This window comes from Vibrio sp. STUT-A11, from assembly GCF_026000435.1.
Lineage (GTDB): Bacteria > Pseudomonadota > Gammaproteobacteria > Enterobacterales > Vibrionaceae > Vibrio.
This window is the reverse complement of sequence record NZ_AP026763.1, coordinates 2,581,311-2,599,128: the sequence shown is the minus strand read 5'-3', so window position 1 is coordinate 2,599,128 and position 17,818 is coordinate 2,581,311. Positions and strand designations below refer to the sequence as shown.

General features: G+C 45.4%; 16 protein-coding genes. 7 read left to right on the top strand and 9 right to left on the bottom strand.

Translation table 11 applies throughout. The annotated features are described in order from the left end of the window. Positions 1–16 precede the first annotated feature (16 nt). Complete coding sequence (locus OO774_RS12215; RefSeq protein WP_264902930.1) at positions 17–2,299, bottom strand: tetratricopeptide repeat protein; 2,283 nt, start codon at positions 2,297–2,299, stop codon at positions 17–19. Between the two features lie 139 nt (positions 2,300–2,438). Continuing rightward, positions 2,439–3,284 (bottom strand): NADPH-dependent 7-cyano-7-deazaguanine reductase QueF, encoded by an 846-nt coding sequence (gene queF / locus OO774_RS12210; RefSeq protein WP_264902929.1) that lies wholly within the window; start codon positions 3,282–3,284, stop codon positions 2,439–2,441. Positions 3,285–3,391: 107 nt separating this feature from the next. Here queF and syd point away from each other — a divergent pair, with 107 nt between their 5' ends. Together syd and OO774_RS12200 are read left to right on the top strand one after the other, a co-directional pair. Next, positions 3,392–3,937 carry a SecY-interacting protein gene (gene syd / locus OO774_RS12205; RefSeq protein ID WP_264902928.1) on the top strand — a complete coding sequence of 182 codons (546 nt, stop codon included), beginning with the start codon at positions 3,392–3,394 and terminating at the stop codon, positions 3,935–3,937. A gap of 2 nt (positions 3,938–3,939) precedes the next feature. After that, positions 3,940–4,716, top strand: coding sequence for a Zn-ribbon-containing protein (locus OO774_RS12200; protein WP_065296433.1), 777 nt, complete (start codon positions 3,940–3,942; stop codon positions 4,714–4,716). A gap of 273 nt (positions 4,717–4,989) precedes the next feature. Here OO774_RS12200 and OO774_RS12195 read toward each other — a convergent pair whose 3' ends face one another. From OO774_RS12195 to metN, 3 genes are read right to left on the bottom strand one after another with little or no spacing between them, the layout of a single operon-like run. Beyond that, positions 4,990–5,799: a MetQ/NlpA family lipoprotein gene (locus OO774_RS12195; RefSeq protein WP_263838148.1), complete on the bottom strand. Its 810-nt coding sequence runs from the start codon at positions 5,797–5,799 to the stop codon at positions 4,990–4,992. 33 nt (positions 5,800–5,832) lie between these two features. Next, positions 5,833–6,510: a methionine ABC transporter permease gene (locus tag OO774_RS12190; protein WP_264902927.1), complete on the bottom strand. Its 678-nt coding sequence runs from the start codon at positions 6,508–6,510 to the stop codon at positions 5,833–5,835. Beyond that, positions 6,500–7,534, bottom strand: coding sequence for a methionine ABC transporter ATP-binding protein MetN (metN, locus tag OO774_RS12185; protein ID WP_264902926.1), 1,035 nt, complete (start codon positions 7,532–7,534; stop codon positions 6,500–6,502). The genes OO774_RS12190 and metN overlap by 11 nt, the downstream gene beginning before the upstream one ends. A 342-nt stretch (positions 7,535–7,876) precedes the next feature. Between metN and gmhB the strand changes: the two genes are divergently transcribed. The 4 genes from gmhB to treC all read left to right on the top strand — a co-directional run bounded on the left by gmhB (position 7,877) and on the right by treC (position 12,951). Further along, positions 7,877–8,428, top strand: a complete 552-nt coding sequence (gmhB, locus tag OO774_RS12180; RefSeq protein WP_264902925.1) for a D-glycero-beta-D-manno-heptose 1,7-bisphosphate 7-phosphatase — start codon at positions 7,877–7,879, stop codon at positions 8,426–8,428. 101 nt (positions 8,429–8,529) lie between these two features. Further along, positions 8,530–9,483 (top strand): trehalose operon repressor TreR, encoded by a 954-nt coding sequence (gene treR, locus OO774_RS12175; RefSeq protein WP_264902924.1) that lies wholly within the window; start codon positions 8,530–8,532, stop codon positions 9,481–9,483. A gap of 194 nt (positions 9,484–9,677) precedes the next feature. Then, positions 9,678–11,102: a PTS trehalose transporter subunit IIBC gene (treB, locus tag OO774_RS12170; RefSeq protein ID WP_264902923.1), complete on the top strand. Its 1,425-nt coding sequence runs from the start codon at positions 9,678–9,680 to the stop codon at positions 11,100–11,102. A 163-nt stretch (positions 11,103–11,265) separates the two neighbouring features. Further along, positions 11,266–12,951: an alpha,alpha-phosphotrehalase gene (gene treC, locus OO774_RS12165; RefSeq protein ID WP_264902922.1), complete on the top strand. Its 1,686-nt coding sequence runs from the start codon at positions 11,266–11,268 to the stop codon at positions 12,949–12,951. 79 nt (positions 12,952–13,030) lie between these two features. Here the strand turns inward: treC and OO774_RS12160 are convergent, their stop codons facing one another. After that, the gene (locus tag OO774_RS12160) at positions 13,031–13,636 is read right to left on the bottom strand and encodes a YitT family protein (protein ID WP_264902921.1); all 606 of its coding nucleotides are present in this window, start codon (positions 13,634–13,636) and stop codon (positions 13,031–13,033) included. Positions 13,637–13,982: 346 nt separating this feature from the next. Here OO774_RS12160 and glyA point away from each other — a divergent pair, with 346 nt between their 5' ends. Then, complete coding sequence (gene glyA / locus OO774_RS12155; protein ID WP_264902920.1) at positions 13,983–15,233, top strand: serine hydroxymethyltransferase; 1,251 nt, start codon at positions 13,983–13,985, stop codon at positions 15,231–15,233. Between the two features lie 458 nt (positions 15,234–15,691). On the opposite strand, the gene lipA is transcribed toward glyA, so the two are convergent. The 3 genes from lipA to ybeD all read right to left on the bottom strand — a co-directional run bounded on the left by lipA (position 15,692) and on the right by ybeD (position 17,771). After that, positions 15,692–16,657, bottom strand: a complete 966-nt coding sequence (lipA, locus tag OO774_RS12150; protein ID WP_014231042.1) for a lipoyl synthase — start codon at positions 16,655–16,657, stop codon at positions 15,692–15,694. Further along, positions 16,654–17,316, bottom strand: coding sequence for a lipoyl(octanoyl) transferase LipB (gene lipB, locus OO774_RS12145; protein WP_263838153.1), 663 nt, complete (start codon positions 17,314–17,316; stop codon positions 16,654–16,656). The genes lipA and lipB overlap by 4 nt, the downstream gene beginning before the upstream one ends. A 176-nt stretch (positions 17,317–17,492) precedes the next feature. After that, positions 17,493–17,771 carry a DUF493 family protein YbeD gene (gene ybeD, locus OO774_RS12140; RefSeq protein WP_014231044.1) on the bottom strand — a complete coding sequence of 93 codons (279 nt, stop codon included), beginning with the start codon at positions 17,769–17,771 and terminating at the stop codon, positions 17,493–17,495. Positions 17,772–17,818: the final 47 nt, after the last annotated feature.

Genomic DNA, 17,818 nt, shown 5'->3' with positions numbered 1-17,818 from the left:
CCTAAGTGACGATTAATTATCCATTTTTTAATATTTTCTTGATGTCATCCTCATTCTTGTAAGAAGAGTGAATTTTGATTAAGCCTTGATTGATGGCGTGCTGACAGGCCTTTCTTATGTCACCCGTTGCAAAGCTTGCTGCTGGCGCATTCTCAATGGCTTTAAGGAATACCCAGTGGCTTTGTTTATCTTGCAAGCTGACTTCTCGCGCAATATGAGTCGCGAGTAGGAGTAAATCCAGTAGCTCTGCATCATTAATTGCCGTGTAGGCTCGTGGCAGGAATGGGTAGTCACTGATCCCCATGCGAATGGTTCGATTGACGTTATGCTGGTTAGCAAAGTCATCCACCCAAGCCTGAAATTTATTAAACATCATTTCTGCCGACGCATCTCGATCAGCGTTTGGTTCGATGTAGAGTAAATTCGCATCTGAAAAGTGGTACAAACGAGCTGGCTTTTTGACCTTTTCAGACAGGAACTCACCAAACGCCCGTTCTAGCTCCAGTCCTGCTTGGTAACCGTTTTGAACGTACATACTGCGTAAGAAAGGCAGGTCGATCATCACAAAGCGCAGACGGTCATTCAGAGGCTCGTGGATTAACTCGCCAAGCTGCCACTGTTCGAAGGTGTCACTTGACTTCTTCAAAGAGCGGGAGAGTTTGACATTGAGCATGCGTAAGTTACTCAGTCGGGAGCGCGAGTGTGTGAACAGGTCATTACGTAGTTTCGTAATTTGACCTGACTGACGTTGAATGATGACGCCACGGCGCATGATGAACAGAAACATCACTAAAACGGTAATAAATAGCGCGAAAGAAATCTTCTGGAATTTACGGTGCTCACCCTCGACTTGCGTCAAGCGTTGGGTTAAGCCTGCAAAGTGAATAGTTTGCTCCGCGAACTCTTTTTGTTGTCGGAACGCGTCTTCACTGATTTGGTTTAATTGTATCTGTTCTAGTTTAACCAAGTTGGTGTATTTCTTATACGCTTGCAGCGAAAGTTGGTATTCACCGGCTTGCTCGTAGCCTAGCCCAAGATAACGGTAGGACTGCTGCTTAAGAAAGTTGTTTCCTGCAGCCGAAGCATCAATGAACATGAGTGCTTTTTGTGCATTTTCAATCACACTTTTACTGTTGTTCTGGTGATAAGCAAGACCAGAGTGCAGGAGGGCAGCTTTGGCCTTCAGTGCTGGGATGTCAGCATATTCAAGCAGTTCAGTTGAGCTGTCCAGATATTGCCCTGCCAGCGCATAGTTATAGAGTTGAAGGTAAGTTGCCGCAAGGCTCAGACGAATATTGATCATTCGGTTGATACTTTTACTGGTGCTCTCGTGATCCAATACATTGAAATAGTGGACCAAGGCTAAGTTAAATTTTCCCTGATAAAAGTAAATGTCACCCATCTGCTCAAGCACATCCGCCAGGATGGGTGAGTTTGGGTAAGAGTCGTAAAAGTCTGCTGCCTGAGATAAGTACTCGATCGCTTTGTCGTAGACGCGTCGCTCTTGGAATAGTCTTGCCAATAAGCGGTTTATTTTGGCCAGTCTGGCTCCACTATCGCTTTCAATCGATTGCCAGTAACCATATAAAAGCTCAGAAAGGGCAATATTGTATTTTTTCTCGTTAAGATAAAACTCGCCAACGGTTGTGTAGTGATCGATGAGAATCAAGCTGGAGCGAATGATTTGCAGCATCGCTTTTGCTTGAGTGTAATAATTCTCCGCTTTGAGGTTATCACCACGATAATGCGCTAAAAGTGCACGTTGCATGATCAGGCGATAACGAATGCTATCGGCACGCTGTATAACGGCATCCTCTTGATTCAGTGCATTCTCTATCTGGTCTAAGGCTTCTTCTGCCGCAGCGTAGTTTTTATTTCCGGTCCAGATCATCTGGTTGCGGATCAGTTGTACATCTAAATACAGGTATGGAAGCTCGTATTTTTGTGCCAGGGTTTGGGCTTCATTGAGATTTTTGATTGCCGCACTGACATCCCCTAAAGCGAAGTTTGCCTGGGCAATAATTTTATGTGCTTCGATGGTGCTATTTGGAGTTCGGATACTGCGGTCGGTTTCTTCACGAGACATCGCGGAGGGGCCATCACTTTCACTACGCTCAATCAATTCTCGCTGCAACAGGTAGTTTGTTGCTGCTTGTCTTGCTTGTGAAGGGTCGATTTCCGCCAGTTGTTGGGCTTCATTGAGTAAAGCAGAAGATAAAATGGTCGCGTGCAGCGGCTGTGCCAGTAACAAGCAGAAAAAGCCAATCAATCTGAATAGACGCGAGCTGTTCCAAAACATCCTTTCATTCCCTCGAACTGGTTTAGATTTTGCCTATCCCACCAAGTCACCTTGAGTAGGAGAATATAGTACCATGCTTGGACAATAAAAACGCTCAGCAATCCAATAGATTGCCGAGCTTGTTTCTGCCATTAAATAATTACTGACGAGCCATGCGGTGGTTATGCTCTGGTTTGTCTTGCTCCGTCGAACGGTAAGGGTTGATGTCCAGACCACCGCGACGAGTATAACGAGCAAAAACGGTCAGTTTACTCGGTTGGCAATATTTCATCAGGTCGGTGAAAATACGCTCGACACATTGTTCATGGAACTCGTTATGCTCACGGAATGAAACCAAGTAGCGTAGCAGCTTCTCGCGGTCTAGCTTCGCACCCTGATAGCGAATCTCAACGCTCCCCCAATCTGGCTGATTGGTGATCAAACAGTTCGACTTCAATAAGTGACTGTGTAGCGTTTCTTCAACTTGCTCTTCACCAGTAGCGCCCTCCAGCAAGGAAGCATCAAAGTCGTAACTGTTGATTTCAATATCTTGATCATCAATACATTCACCTTCCATCGTGACGATAGGCTGATTGGTGTAATGAGTGACAGGATTTACTTCAACGATGACTTGTTCACCTGCGCAAGCCGAAAGATCCTGTACTAAACGTTCGGCCACGTCTTGCCAACTTGCAAAACGAGTCTGGTTGTAACTGTTCAGGTAGAGCTTAAACGACTTCGATTCAATTAAGTTAGCGCTGGAGGCCGGAATGTACACTTCAGCCACAGCCACTTGTGGCAGACCTTTGCTGTTTAGCCACGACAGCTCATACAAGGTCCAGATGTCGTGACCCATAAACGGCAGCACGTCACCTAATTCAAGGTCATCACGGTTGAGGCTACGCGGGACAGGTTGCAGCAAGCTCGCATCGTATTGGTTCGCGTACTCGGTCTTTTTACCCAGAGTTAGCCCTGCAAGCTCTTTAGCGTCAGAATATTTGCTCATACTTTGTGGTCGTTTTCGATTAGAATGGAGAGAATTTTACTGAATCCGCTGATTAATTGCTATCTGGCAAATATTGCAGGCAGATAAACAAGGAATAGGAGACCTTCATGACCCAAACCGTTACTCAGGCGCTACAAGATTTTAGCCTACGCTACCAACAAGCCTGGCAAACTAAGCACAATGAATTGCCACGTAGTGAGGAGCTTGCTGATCTTGTATCACCATGTGTTGAAGAGAAACGTGAAGGGGCGGTCTTATGGAAAGCGTGTCAGCGTGAAGAGCAAGCAGATTTCACCAACGTTGAAAATGCGATTGAACTGACGTTACACGATGACATTAAAACGTTTTATGGTTCGCAATACAGCGCAGACATGGAAGCGACCTGGAAGGGCAATGAACTGACATTGTTGCAGGTGTGGAGCGATGATGACTTTGATCGTCTGCAAGAAAATATCCTTGGTCATCTGGTGACACAGCGTCGTCTTAAGCTTAAACCAACCGTTTTTATTGCTGCAACCGACGCAGAGCTGGATGTGATTTCTATCTGTAACTTGACGGGCAACGTCATTCTTGAGCGTCTGGGTACTTCTCAGCGTGATGTTCTTGCCGATAATATCTGCGATTTTCTAACCAATTTAGAAGCTGCGGTGTAAGCATGTACGTTGTTGAATTGCAGTTTGAGTGTTTTGATAACACTACCGTCAGCGCGGTTGATAAGGCGATTAATGGGTTAATGGACGCACTGCGTTATAACGGCCAGGTACTTGGTCGTGAGTTTCCTATTGTGATGGGTGATGGCGAGTTTTTTGTGCGTGTGGTTTGCCCCGAGCAGGACAGCCTACACCCGCGTTATCATTCAGACTTTGTCAAAGTGTGTATGAATCGTTTGTCGGAAGCCTCTTTGCTCGCGCCGAAAATGCGCTTGCTTGGTCGAGATTTGAACTCTGAGCAAGCCGCAGAAGACGAGACACCAAGCTGGCAGGTGCTTTATACCACTTACGTACATACTTGTTCACCACTGCGCAGTGGTGAAACCTTATTGCCAATCCCTTTGTACCGCAATGATCCAACACTAAACGGTGACCATAAAGCGGTCATTAAGTGGCAAACGGAATGGCAAGCGTGTGATGAAATTCAAATGGCGGGCGGATGTCGTGCTGAACATGCCGCGCTGCACGAGATATGTGATGCTGACAGTGTCCTGTTTCGCCGAGGTTGGGATTTACGTGGTCGTATTGAATACATCACTAAAATTCCAACCTACTACTATCAATACCGTGTGGGTGGCCAGTCTCTTGAAAGTGAAAAAGCGCGTAAGTGTCCGAAGTGTGGTGGAGATTGGCTGTTGGATGAGCCGTTGCATGACATCTTTTACTTTAAGTGCGATGACTGCAGAATTGTTTCGAATATCTCTTGGGACCACCTAAAGTAGCCGTTTGGACTGCCGAGTACCAATCTGGAAAATTAACTGGTCAGGGAACAGGTTTTGATAAACAAACTCTATTTGCCATGGATGGCAAATAGAAGCCCCATGGATGGGTTGATGCGTGTTTGTGTTCGATGCCTGTTTTCTGGTTCTCTATCATTACGTATGACCACTTTCTTATTTAGGTTTGTCGATAAGTATAAATAGCAAAAGGGCTGATGTTTTCACATCAGCCCTTTTGGCAATTGTCAGCAGAGATGTTTGCTAAGACGGGTTTAATTACCAGCCTTTAACTACGCCGCCTTTGAATAGTTCTTTCGCTGCTTCGTAAACTTCTTCAGTTTGGTAAGCTTTCACGAAGTTTTGTACGTTCTCAGCGTTAACGTTCTCTTCACGTGCTACCACTAGGTTTACGTATGGAGACTCTTTATCTTCAACGAATACACCGTCACGCTCTGGAGACAGATCGATAGAGCTTGCGTATGTTGTGTTGATGATAGATAGCGTTACATCGTCTAGTGAACGTGGAAGTTGTGGCGCTTCTAGTTCGATGATTTCGATGTTTTTAGGGTTGCCAACGATGTCACGTACCGTTGCAAGTAGACCAACGCCATCACGTAGTTCAATCAAACCTTGTTGTTGTAGAAGGATCAGTGCGCGACCTAGGTTAGTTGGGTCGTTTGGTACTGCGATACGTGCACCATCTTGGATTTCATCAACAGATTTAACTTGCTTTGAGTAACCAGCGATTGGGTAAACGAAAGTGTTACCTGCGATAGCCAGTTTGTAGCCACGGTCTTTAATCTGTTGATCAAGGTATGGCTTGTGCTGGAATGCGTTTGCATCGATAGAACCGTCGTCTAGCGCTGCGTTTGGTGTAACGTAATCAGTAAAAGTCACCAACTCAACGTCTAAGTTGTACTTCTCTTTTGCGATTTTAGCTGCAACTTCCGCAACCTGTGCTTCAGCGCCAGCAATAACACCCACTTTTACTTTGTTCACATCAACTTCTTTATCACCACAACCCGTAAGTGCTAGAGCAGAAGCGGCTGTTACGACAGTCAAAAGACCTTTAAGGCTAAATTTCATCGGTATCTCCTAATTATTGTGTAATTTTGATGCTTATCTGTGGTCAACACGGCGTACCACTGCGTCGCCGATAGATTGAATAATTTGTACCAGTACAATCAGCATAACCACGGTAACAGCCATGATTGTCACATCATAACGGTGGAAACCGTAACGAATTGCAACGTCTCCCAGACCACCGCCGCCAACGGTACCTGCCATTGCAGAGTAGCTGACCAAGGTTACGAGTGTAATTGTCACTGAGTTAACAATAGTCGGCATTGCTTCAGGTAGCAGAACTTTTGTAATGATTTGTACTGGTGTTGCACCCATGGATTGTGCGGCTTCCACTAAGCCCGTTGGTACTTCAAGTAGCGCACCTTCGATAAGACGCGCGACAAACGGAATGGCACCAATGGTAAGCGGTACGATTGCTGCGGTTGTACCAATAAAAGTACCAACCAGTATTTTTGTGACCGGAATAATGGCTACCATCAATACAAGGAACGGCACTGAACGGCCCACGTTAACAATGGCACCCAGAATGCCATTGAGCTTAGTATTCTCAAGCAGACCACCTTTTTTAGTGATATGCAAAATAACGCCTAAAGGAATACCAATGGCAAAGCCGACAATACCCGCAACGGCCACCATGTATACCGTTTCCCAGGTCGCCCCAAGAAGTAGATTGCTATTTAGGCTCAGCCATTCAGAAACTGTATTAAAGGACATAACCAAGTACCTCTACTTTCACGTTGTGCTCACGCAGGTATTCGATTGCTGCGTTGTCATCTTGTTCATTACCAAACAGTTCAGCGACCATCATGCCGAATTTTACCCCACCAGCGTAATCCAGATCTGAACTTAGGATACCCACATCGATATTGTATTTGCGTGAAATCTGAGACATCAGAGGAGCATCAACCGTTGCGCCGGTAAATTCCATACGGATTAGAGGGTAACTGCCTTCAATACGTTCGGATTGAAGGCGTGCCTGATAATCTTCAGGAATCGACAAGTCCAGAGTAGAGCGAATAAATTCGTGCGCCAGTTCTGTTTTCGGGTGAGCAAAAATTTCACCCACAGTGCCTTTCTCAACCAGTTCACCACCACCGATGATCGCCACTTCGTGACAGATACTTTTAACCACTTCCATTTCATGAGTGATCAGCAAAATAGTGATGTTGAGTTTACGGTTGATCTTCTTTAATAACTCAAGGATTGATTGAGTTGTTGCCGGATCTAATGCGCTGGTGGCTTCGTCACAAAGTAGAACGCTTGGATCAGAGGCTAATGCACGAGCAATGGCTACACGCTGCTTTTGACCGCCACTTAAGTTCGCTGGGTAGCTTTCATGTTTGTCTTCTAATCCTACTAGTTTCAGTAGTTCAGTGACTTTGGCATTGATATGCGATTTCTCTTTACCCGCGAGTTCAAGAGGTAGTGCGACGTTATCGAAAACGGTACGAGACGACAGCAGGTTAAAGTGCTGGAAAATCATGCCGATGTTACGACGTGTTTCTACCAGTTGTGTTTTGCTTAGTTTAGTCAGGTCAACGCCATCTACGATGATGGAACCAGAGGTTGGAGCCTCTAACATGTTCACACAGCGAATCAGAGTACTTTTACCAGCACCTGACGAGCCGATCACCCCAAAGATGGTGCCCTTGGCGATATGTAGGTTAATGTCTTTCAGAGCCAGAATTTCTTTGCTGCCCTGGTAGAACACTTTATTGACGTTTGCTATTTCTATCATGTTTCAACCTGCATAGAGATATGGGGAACTTCGTTGTCAAAAACGGCTTTTGACAGAACTTAATTTTGAGCTCTATCTCAATTTTCAGTTGATGCTATGGGTTAAGCAGATTGAAGTCAATAGATATTTTTACGTCTAGACGTCTAAATGTGCAAGCGTTCTGATATCGAAACTTGGTGATATCAGCGCTGTTTTTTTGAGCATAAGATGGAGGCCCCCGATATTCAACGATTCTTGCGATGTCGCATACTGGTTTGTTGCGATGTCAATCTAAATAGATAGTGTTGAAGCTTATAAGGTATGTAATAATCTGCTTAAACCGAGCTAATAGAGAAATACGTTTTGGCAAAACCTGCTGTTTTTATCGACCGTGATGGCGTGATTAACGTCGATCATGGTTACGTTCATGACGAACATGATTTTGAGTACATTGACGGTGTGTTTGAAGCGACGAAAGCGCTGAAAGACCAAGGTTACATGTTGGTTCTTGTGACGAATCAATCTGGTATCGCACGCGGTAAATTCAGTGAAGAGCGATTTTTATCTCTGACTCAATGGATGGATTGGAACTTCGTTGATCACGGCGTTGAGTTTGACGGCTTCTATTACTGCCCGCATCACCCTGAAGAGGGGATTGGCGAATACAAGCAAGATTGTGACTGCCGTAAGCCAAAGCCGGGTATGTTCATTTCTGCCCGTGACTTCCTGAAGATCGACATGGAAAAATCGGTCATGATTGGCGATAAAGCCGAAGATATGATGGCGGCAGAAGCGGCTGGTGTAGGAACCAAGATTCTTGTACGTACCGGCAAACCAATTACTGAACAGGGTGAAGCGCTAGCGAGTGTAGTATTAGATAGCATTGCTGACGTTCCGGCATATTTAAACAAATAACATCATCGTTATATTATAAAGGGAAGCACTGGCTTCCCTTTTCTCTATTTATTGTTAAAGTTCATCCACCTAAGTCTCTACCTACTTTAATCTGATCATTTATGAACAAAAAACTCACCATTCTTGATATCGCAAAACTGGCTGGCGTTGGTAAGTCGACGGTAAGTCGTGTGCTCACCAACGATCCCAAGGTAAAGCCAGAAACGCGTGAGAAGGTTGAAAAAATCATTCGTGATTCAGGTTATGTTCCTTCCAAATCCGCTCAGTCGATGCGAGGAGGAAGTCAAAAGGTGGTGGGCGTGATCATTTCTCGTTTAGATTCTTCATCAGAAAACCAAGCCGTAGGCACCATGCTGCGAGAGTTATATTCTGCTGGTTATGATGTTGTGATCATGGAAAGCCAGTTTGATCGCCAAAAAACCATTGAGCATCTTGAGGTTCTCCGACGTCGCAATGTAGATGGCGTGATCGTATTTGGTTTTACAGGTTGCGATGAGAAGGCCCTCGCTGAGTGGGGCAGTCGCATTGTGGTGATTGCCATGGATACGAATGAGGTTTCCTCTATCAATTATGATAACCAGGGCATTATCGAACTGGCGCTTTCTCACTTAGAGCAGCAATCGCTTTCTCGTATTGCCTATATAGGTGTGGATTCTGATGACAGAACCACGGGTTTTGCCCGTTTGAATGCTTACCAGTTGTGGTGCCAGAGCAGAAATATCCCGCCTTGCTTTAAGACCGGAGCGCTTAGCCATGAGAGTGCTTATCAGTTGGTCGATCACGTATTACAACAAGACACCCAAGCCATTGTTTGTGCCAGTGATACGCTTGCACTTGGGGTTATTAAACGTCTACAAGAGTTAGGGCGTGAAGATGTTGTCGTCACTGGCGTGGGCGGCAATGAACTGCTATCTTTTCTTTTCCCGAATATCTTCAGTGTCGACCCTGGTTACACGCATGCGGGCAAAAAAGCCGCTAACATGCTGATTAATCAGTTGAGCGGCAATGACTCTTTACTGCACTTCACCCAGAAACCAGTCAGCCAGCACGGTTAGATGAATATGCCATAGTCGCATAATGAGTGTTCTGCTCTAGACTTAGTTTGTGATCCTTTTCAATTAATGGGACTGTTCCCATTTTGTTTTTTATCTTCAGGTGGCAATATAAAACCACATTCGTGGGAATGTTCCCACTAATAATAAAAATACAATCAAAAGTTAAACATATCCAATACAGGGTGGGCAAAGTTATGAGTAAGATTGCGCGTCAAGATGTACAGCGTCTTATTGAGTTGGTCGGAGGCTCCGACAATATTGCTAGTGTGAGTCACTGCTTAACTCGCTTGCGTTTTGTGCTGAACGATACGGATATAGCCGATATCCAACAGTTAGAGGCACTGCCAATAGTAAAAGGTTGCTTTACCAACGCAGGTCAATTCCAGGTCGTCATCGGTACTGAAGTCGATGAAGTGTACAAGGTATTGATCGAGATGACGGGGAAAAGCGAAGCCAGCAAAGATGAATCAAAAAATGCTGCGCGTCAGAATATGAATATCGTTGAGCGTGGTATTTCTCACCTGGCAGAAATCTTCGTGCCTCTGTTACCGGCCATTATCACAGGTGGTCTGATTCTTGGTTTCCGCAATGTGATTGGCGACATCAAAATGTTTGATGGCCAGACACTGACAGAAATCAGTCAGTTCTGGGCGACGGTGCATTCATTCCTATGGTTGATTGGTGAAGCTATCTTTTTCTTCTTACCGGTTGGCGTCTGTTGGTCAACGGTGAGAAAGCTCGGTGGTACGCCGATTCTGGGCATCACGCTGGGTGTGACTCTGGTCTCTCCACAATTAATGAACGCCTATTTGATCGGTAAACAAGCGCCTGAAGTGTGGGATTTCGGTTGGTTTGTGATTGAAAAAGTGGGTTATCAGGCTCAGGTTATTCCAGCAATGCTCGCTGGTATCGCGTTGGCGTATATCGAAAAATACCTTAAACGTATCACTCCGTCTTACTTGTATCTCGTCGTGGTGCCATTTGTTTCCATCATTATTTCGGTGATTCTTGCGCACTCTATCATCGGTCCATTTGGCCGCATGTTAGGTAACGGTGTGGCATTCGCTGCTAAGGCTGCCATGACCGGAGACTTTGCCATCATTGGCTCAACGATATTTGGCTTCCTTTACGCGCCATTGGTGATCACAGGTATTCACCATACTACTAACGCTGTGGATTTGCAGTTAATGCAAGAGCTTGGTGGTACCCCAATCTGGCCTCTGATTGCACTGTCAAACATTGCGCAGGCATCAGCAGTGGTCGGCATTATTATCATCAGTAAAAAACAAGACGAGCGTGAAATCTCTGTTCCAGCAGCAATCTCCGCTTATCTGGGCGTTACTGAGCCTGCGATGTACGGTATTAACCTGAAATACAAATTCCCAATGCTGAGCGCAATGATTGGTAGTGCTTGTGCGGCGGCAGTTTGTGGTAGCGCTGGCGTAATGGCGAACGGTATCGGTGTGGGTGGTTTGCCGGGCATCTTATCTATTCAGCCTCAGTTCTGGGGTGTATTCGCATTAGCAATGTTGGTAGCGATAGTAGTCCCAGCTGGTTTGACGCTGATTCTTTATAAGCGCGCAAAAGCGAAAGGTGAACTTGAAACGGCAAGCGCGTAATCAACTTAAACAAGCGATGGCAGCGCATAATGTCATGCCATCGCTTTGTTTCCTAATTTAAAACAGCCATTCCTGACTACGTCATTTTGAACTCAGGAGTGCTTGATCTTTAACCATGACTGTCATGGTGACTTTTTAATTTAATGGTAAGTAGGTGTTAGAAATGGCAATGACCAAGCAAGATAACAGCTGGTGGAAAACCGCAACAATCTACCAAATTTACCCGAAGAGTTTTTGCGATAGTGACAGCAAAGGTACGGGTGATATCAAAGGGATCATTTCTAAACTGGATTATTTAAAGCACCTTGGTGTGGATGCGATTTGGCTAACGCCTGTGTATGCATCGCCAATGATCGACAACGGCTACGATATATCCGATTACTACTCGATCAATCCTGACTTCGGCACCATGGCTGACTTCGATGAGTTACTGGCGGAGGCGCACCAGCTGGGTATCCGAATTATCATGGACATTGTCGTCAACCATACCTCAACGGAGCACTCGTGGTTTCAGTCCGCATTGGGTGACAAAAACAGTCCATATCGGGATTACTACATCTGGAAAGATCCGGTAGAGGGGGCAGAGCCCAATAACTGGCAATCCAAGTTTGGTGGAAACGCATGGGAACTGGATGAAGCAACCGGTCAGTACTACTTGCACCTGTTTGCCAAAGAGCAAGCGGATTTAAACTGGGAAAACCCAGTCGTGCGTGAAGAAGTCAAAGACGTGATCAGCTTTTGGGCAGAGAAGGGCGTGGATGGTTTCCGCCTGGATGTGATTAATCTGATTTCCAAACAGCAAGATTTCCCAAGTGATGATATTGGCGATGGACGTCGTTTTTATACCGATGGTCCACGAGTACATGAGTATTTGCAGGAAATCAGCCAAGCGGTATTTCAAAAGTACGGCAGTGTAACGGTTGGAGAAATGTCTTCGACAACACTTGAGCACTGTCAGCAATACTCGTCTTTAGATGGCAAAGAGCTTTCTATGGTGTTCAATTTTCATCATTTGAAAGTGGATTACCCTAACGGTGAAAAGTGGACCAAAGCACTGTTTGACTTTCTTCAGCTCAAACAAATCTTTAATCACTGGCAAACCGGGTTAAACGGTAAAGGCTGGGGAGCGCTGTTCTGGTGTAACCACGACCAACCACGTGTCGTGAGTCGACTCGGTGATGATCAGCAGTACCGCATTGAATCAGCGAAGATGCTGGCAGCGTCTGTTCATATGATGCAGGGCACGCCTTACGTTTATCAGGGGGAAGAGATTGGCATGACCAATCCGGGTTATACCGAGATCAGTCAATATCGCGATGTTGAAAGTACCAACATGTACGACATCATGGTTCATCGTGATGGCGTTTCCCACCAAGAGATGATGGCGATTCTGGCGCAGAAGTCTCGTGATAACTCTCGCACACCCATGCAGTGGAATAGCCAACAGCATGCAGGTTTTACCAAAGGAACGCCTTGGCTCGAGGTCGCGCAGAATTATCCGCAAATTAATGCGGAGTCAGCAGTAGCGGATTTAAACTCGGTCTTTTATTTCTACAAGCGTTTGATTGAGCTGCGCAAACAGGTCCCGGTCATCACGGACGGCAGCTATGAAGATTTGCTGCCAGAGCATTCGCGTATTTTTGCGTATGCTCGCCAGAATAAAACCCAGACGCTTTTGTGTATCAATAATTACTATGGGGAAGAGGTGGAATGTGTCTTGCCAGAGCGTTTTGAGATGGCGAAAGCGAAGTGTTTGTTGTCCAACTACCATAATTCAGCAAGTGTGGTTGCTTCACATCATCAGGCATTGCGCCCGTATGAAACTCGAATCTTGTTGATTGAAGATTAAGAGAACGCCCCTCTAGGACTTTTGTCCTCACAAAAGGCTTTGGAATGCTCCCCAAAGCCTTTTTCTTTTTCGTCGAGGTTTATTGAGAGCCGTAAGTGACAGAGTATCGATGTGGCTTGTGGTTCATGGCGAGTACCAGGTTGAGCGCAAACGCCCCTAAAGCTGACAGAGCGATTATCCAAGGTGACACGAAGAACATCGATGCCAATACGATACACACATCAATCGCCATCTGACTCTTGCCGACTGAAATGCCAAATTTATCCTGGATAAACAAGCACAACACGTTAAAACCGCCCAGACTAGAACGATGACGGAATAAGATCAGCATACCTAATCCCATTAATAACCCGCCCGCGACAGCGCAATAGACTTCATTGATGGACTCTAATGAAATCAGTAAATAAAGATGATCGGCAAAAATTGAAACTAAAGCACCAGAAATGACACTGTTGATGGCAAAATGACGGCCAAAGCGTTTCCAGGCTAACAGATAAAAAGGGCAGTTAGCTAAAAAGTACAGCACACCAAAGGTAAAAGGTGTAAATTGGCTAATAAGCAAAGCCAATCCGGTGGTTCCTCCAGTCAGGAGTTGCGCGGATTGGAGAAAGAAAACGCCTTGAGCTACCAAAAAGGTGCCCGTGAGAATTGCTATCCAGTCTTCTTTTAGCGAGTGTTTTTCCATCAAAGTTGCAGTCATCGGTGAGAAATAAGGCGAGCATAATAGTAAAAAGATGATCTTTTCGGTAGCTAGAGGCCGAAATTTACGGTAAACCTATGTAATTGCTGTTTTACAGGGTGTAAAGCGCAAAATTGACAGTAATGACTGTTGTTTAAATAATTGCAACATCGACATGATATTTATTACTCGTCATCATGAAAAAACTGCATGAGAAAAATTTAAATTTTCTCTTTATGACCTAGATCAAATTATGTAGAATGCGCGCCATTAGGGTGACGGAAACGTTTGCGCTCGGTCATTAAACAGTTTTTTTGCCAATTTCAGTACTAATCTGAGTCAGGAGATACAGATGCTTAAGCGTGATATGAACATCGCAGATTACGATGCGGAACTGTTCGCAGCTATCCAGGAAGAAACTCTTCGCCAGGAAGAACACATTGAACTTATCGCTTCTGAAAACTACACAAGCCCACGTGTAATGGAAGCTCAAGGTTCTCAGCTAACGAACAAATACGCTGAAGGCTACCCAGGCAAGCGTTACTACGGCGGTTGTGAGTACGTAGATAAAGCAGAACAACTAGCAATCGATCGCGCGTGCGAATTATTCGGTTGTGAATACGCAAACGTACAGCCTCACTCAGGTTCTCAAGCAAACAGCGCAGTATACATGGCGCTGCTTAACCCGGGCGACACAGTACTAGGCATGAGCCTGGCACACGGTGGTCACCTGACTCACGGTTCTCCAGTAAACTTCTCTGGTAAGCACTATAACGTTATCCCTTACGGTATCGACGAAGCTGGTCAAATCAACTACGACGAGATGGAAGCGCTTGCGATTGAGCACAAGCCTAAGATGATCATCGGTGGTTTCTCTGCTTACTCTCAAATCGTTGACTGGAAACGCATGCGTGAAATCGCAGACAAAGTGGATGCTTACCTATTCGTAGATATGGCTCACGTTGCTGGTCTTATCGCGGCAGGTGTTTACCCAACACCAGTACCATACGCACACGTTGTAACGACAACGACGCACAAAACACTAGCAGGTCCACGTGGTGGCCTTATCCTGTCTAACGCTGGCGAAGACATGTACAAAAAGCTGAACTCAGCTGTCTTCCCTGGTGGTCAAGGTGGTCCTCTAATGCACGTGATCGCTGGTAAAGCGGTAGCGTTCAAAGAAGCAATGGAGCCTGAATTTAAAGCATACCAAGCTCGCGTTGTAGAAAACGCGAAAGCAATGGTTGCTCAGTTCCAAGAGCGTGGTTACAAAATCGTTTCTAACGGTACAGAAAATCATCTGTTCCTGGTTGATCTAATCGACAAGAACATTACTGGTAAAGAAGCGGATGCAGCACTAGGCGCAGCGAACATCACAGTAAACAAAAACTCAGTACCAAATGACCCACGTAGCCCATTCGTAACGTCTGGTATCCGTGTTGGTACGCCAGCAATCACTCGCCGTGGCTTCACAGTAGAAGACGCAAAAGAGCTTGCGAACTGGATGTGTGACGTTCTTGATAGCATCGACAACCAAGAAGTTATCGAAGCAACAAAACAGAAAGTGCTAGATATTTGTAAGCGTCTACCAGTTTACGCATAATTGTTCTTCATAGAGTAAGCCGATTTCGGTGTCGAACATACTCATTTGCTCGCGCAAACTCCGTGTGTTCTCCTTGAACTCGACTCATCTACTTTGAACATTGATATATGAAAGGTCCTCAATTGAGGGCCTTTTTGTTTTTCTGGCATATGGAAAGAGTTTGTCATTCGTTATAGCGAAGGGTGAGTGTGGTTAGGGGATGGCTACCGACACTGTCCCCTTCAAAATATCCAAACCACGTCATTCCGACGAGCCTAGGCGAGATCAGGAATCTTGTTGCGGCACACTCTTTTACTCAAAGTCTTCCCCAAAGTCATCTGTACTCTGAAAACAGATTCTGAATCACGCTCCTTCGTCGCTGTTCAGAATGACGGTGGTGGAATAGCTTTTGAGCATCACTTACCAGATACAAAAAAGGTTGGCGAAGCGCCAACCTTTTTAGATTTAGAATCAATAGATTACTTGATTTCGATACCTTGAGCCTGCATATCGGCATGGTATGAAGAGCGAACAAATGGACCACACGCGGCGTGTGTAAAACCAAGTTCTAGGGCGATCTCTTTAAGCTCATCAAACTCTGATGGCGGAACGTAACGTTCTACTGGCAAGTGGTGACGGCTTGGCGCCAGGTACTGACCAAGCGTCAGCATAGTTACACCGTGTTCGCGCAGATCTTTCAGTACTTCGACGATCTCTTCTTTAGTCTCGCCAAGACCCATCATCAGACCTGACTTAGTCGGTACATCTGGGTGCTGTTCTTTGAATTTCTTCAATAGTTGCAGAGACCACTTGTAGTTTGCACCCGGACGAGCTTTACGGTAAAGACGTGGCGCAGTTTCCAAGTTGTGGTTGAAAACATCTGGCGGGTTATCTTTCATCAGATCAAGAGCTACGTCCATACGACCACGGAAGTCAGGAACCAGAGTCTCAATCTTGATGTTAGGGTTCAATGCACGGATCTCGCGGTTACAGTCAGCGAAGTGCTGTGCACCACCGTCACGCAGATCATCACGGTCTACAGAAGTGATTACTACATACTTCAGCTTCATATCAGCGATGGTTTTCGCCAGCTTTTGTGGCTCTTCTGCTTCAGGAGGAAGAGGGCGGCCATGAGCAACATCACAGAACGGACAGCGACGAGTACAGATTGCGCCCAGGATCATAAAGGTCGCAGTACCGTGGTTAAAACATTCAGCCAGGTTAGGGCAAGATGCTTCTTCACATACAGAGTGAAGCTTGTTCTTACGCATTGCTGCTTTGATGTCTTGGATTCGCTGGCTATCGGCTGGTAGCTTGATCTTCATCCAATCAGGCTTACGCAGCACTTGTTTCTGCTCTGTAGGCATGTTCTTTACTGGAATCAATGCCATTTTGTCGGCGTCACGATATTTAACGCCTTTTTCCATCTGGATTGGTTTGCTCATGCTTTATTACCTTGAGAAGGTGCTTCTGTGCTGAATTCCACTTGCTCGTAGTCGAGCAAAGTAACGAGTTCTTGTATTAGTTGCTTTTCTACAGCTTCCACATCGTCCGGTCCACCCACTTGGCTGACCTGAACCATTTCCATACCTTCGTACCCGCAAGGGTTAATACGCAGGAATGGTGTTAAATCCATATTGACGTTTAAGGCGAGGCCATGAAAGGAACAGCCTTTACGAATACGTAAGCCGAGAGAGCATATTTTCTTGCTATCGACGTAGACACCAGGCGCGTCTGGTCTTGCTGCAGAGTCGATATTGTATGCTTTTAGCGTGTTGATCACGAGGTTCTCGATGTTGGTAACGAGATCTCGTACGCCTAATTTTTTACGGCGCAGGTTGATCAAGAAATAAGCGACTAACTGGCCCGGACCATGGTAAGTCACTTGACCGCCGCGGTCACTTTGCACGACAGGAATATCGCCAGTGTTGATCAGGTGCTCGGCTTTACCAGCCTGACCCTGGGTAAATACTGGGTTATGTTCTACCAACCAAACTTCATCAGGTGTCTCTTCTGTACGTTGGTCTGTGAACTCATGCATTGCCTTCCATACGGGCTCATAGTCCTGGCGGCCAAGTCGTTTTACAACAAGTTGGTGTTGCATGGTATTTCCTGTCGCGATTATATAAAGTGTTTGGATTATAAACTGGATAATCCTTCTACTCTACCATTGAGTAACAGTTTTTTAACTCAAAGCAGAGTAAAGTTTTATTATCTTATTGATATGTAAAAAGAAAGCAGCCGTAGCTGCTTTCAAAAAAAATTTAATTTATCAAATATTTATAGAACCATACGAACGATGTCGATTTCGCCCAGTTCTTTATAAAGGACTTCAACCTGCTCGATTGAGGTCGCTGTGATATTGATAGACACCGAGTGGTAGTTGCCCTTCGCACTAGGTTTTACTGTTGGGCTGTAGTCACCAGGTGCATGGCGCTGAATGACTTCGAGAACAAGTTCTGGAAGCTCAGGCTTTGCATGACCCATTACCTTGTAAGTAAAAGAACAAGGGAACTCAAGCAGGTCTTTTAATTTAGCATCAGAGTTGATGGTTAGCATATCGGTAACTCCAGTTGGTATTCGTTGCGGTGCGAAATAGTACAGTC

What these genes read in the sequence shown, in the direction of transcription:
- OO774_RS12195 (WP_263838148.1), bottom strand. Translation starts at nt 5,799, where the DNA reads ATGAAATTTAGCCTTAAAGGTCTTTTGACTGTCGTAACAGCCGCTTCT.
- syd (WP_264902928.1), top strand. Translation starts at nt 3,392, where the DNA reads ATGACCCAAACCGTTACTCAGGCGCTACAAGATTTTAGCCTACGCTAC.
- ybeD (WP_014231044.1), bottom strand. Translation starts at nt 17,771, where the DNA reads ATGCTAACCATCAACTCTGATGCTAAATTAAAAGACCTGCTTGAGTTC.
- treC (WP_264902922.1), top strand. Translation starts at nt 11,266, where the DNA reads ATGGCAATGACCAAGCAAGATAACAGCTGGTGGAAAACCGCAACAATC.
- OO774_RS12215 (WP_264902930.1), bottom strand. Translation starts at nt 2,299, where the DNA reads ATGTTTTGGAACAGCTCGCGTCTATTCAGATTGATTGGCTTTTTCTGC.
- metN (WP_264902926.1), bottom strand. Translation starts at nt 7,534, where the DNA reads ATGATAGAAATAGCAAACGTCAATAAAGTGTTCTACCAGGGCAGCAAA.
- treR (WP_264902924.1), top strand. Translation starts at nt 8,530, where the DNA reads ATGAACAAAAAACTCACCATTCTTGATATCGCAAAACTGGCTGGCGTT.
- OO774_RS12200 (WP_065296433.1), top strand. Translation starts at nt 3,940, where the DNA reads ATGTACGTTGTTGAATTGCAGTTTGAGTGTTTTGATAACACTACCGTC.
- treB (WP_264902923.1), top strand. Translation starts at nt 9,678, where the DNA reads ATGAGTAAGATTGCGCGTCAAGATGTACAGCGTCTTATTGAGTTGGTC.
- queF (WP_264902929.1), bottom strand. Translation starts at nt 3,284, where the DNA reads ATGAGCAAATATTCTGACGCTAAAGAGCTTGCAGGGCTAACTCTGGGT.
- lipB (WP_263838153.1), bottom strand. Translation starts at nt 17,316, where the DNA reads ATGCAACACCAACTTGTTGTAAAACGACTTGGCCGCCAGGACTATGAG.
- lipA (WP_014231042.1), bottom strand. Translation starts at nt 16,657, where the DNA reads ATGAGCAAACCAATCCAGATGGAAAAAGGCGTTAAATATCGTGACGCC.
- OO774_RS12160 (WP_264902921.1), bottom strand. Translation starts at nt 13,636, where the DNA reads ATGGAAAAACACTCGCTAAAAGAAGACTGGATAGCAATTCTCACGGGC.
- OO774_RS12190 (WP_264902927.1), bottom strand. Translation starts at nt 6,510, where the DNA reads ATGTCCTTTAATACAGTTTCTGAATGGCTGAGCCTAAATAGCAATCTA.
- glyA (WP_264902920.1), top strand. Translation starts at nt 13,983, where the DNA reads ATGCTTAAGCGTGATATGAACATCGCAGATTACGATGCGGAACTGTTC.